Genomic DNA, 523 nt, shown 5'->3' with positions numbered 1-523 from the left:
TTGTGTCATAAGCAATATTTACCATATCGACATTTCTCGTCCCGACACCCTTACTGCAACAGAACCCTCGCGGAAGCACAGCGATTCCTGTGCTCCGATGGACGGTGCAAAGGCCCGGAAACGTTGATGCATATGACAGTGTCAGATATTGATCGCTATCTGCAAAGCCGAGTTTCGTCGCCGCGTCGGGTATCGCGTAAGGGTATCGCGGCGAGGCTTCGCAGCTTCCTTCGTTACCTGTATGAGACGGGGCGTACCGATCGCGATCTTTCTCGGTTCATCATTGTCCCAACAACTTACGCATATGAGTCTATACCCTCGGCGCTACGTCCCGGCGACATCAGCGCTGTCCTGGGCGCCACGCGCCAGGACCGTTCCCCGATAGGGCTGCGCGACTACGCCATTCTGATGCTGCTGTCGACGTACGGCTTACGTGCGGGAGAGGTGACCCGAATGCGCCTGGAGGATATCGACTGGAGAACTGACCGATTTTATGTGCGTCATACCAAGACTGGCTTTGTCC

The 523-nt window shown here is 55.6% G+C and carries 1 protein-coding gene; it reads left to right on the top strand.

Features of this window, described 5'->3' with window-relative positions:
• Positions 1-126 precede the first annotated feature (126 nt).
• Positions 127-523: tyrosine-type recombinase/integrase (locus BMI01S_RS36535; protein WP_255217858.1), on the top strand; the 397-nt coding region annotated here is incomplete at its 3' end.

The organism is Paraburkholderia mimosarum LMG 23256 = NBRC 106338, from assembly GCF_000739815.1.
Classification (GTDB): domain Bacteria; phylum Pseudomonadota; class Gammaproteobacteria; order Burkholderiales; family Burkholderiaceae; genus Paraburkholderia; species Paraburkholderia mimosarum.
This window is presented reverse-complemented; position numbering and strand designations above follow the sequence as displayed.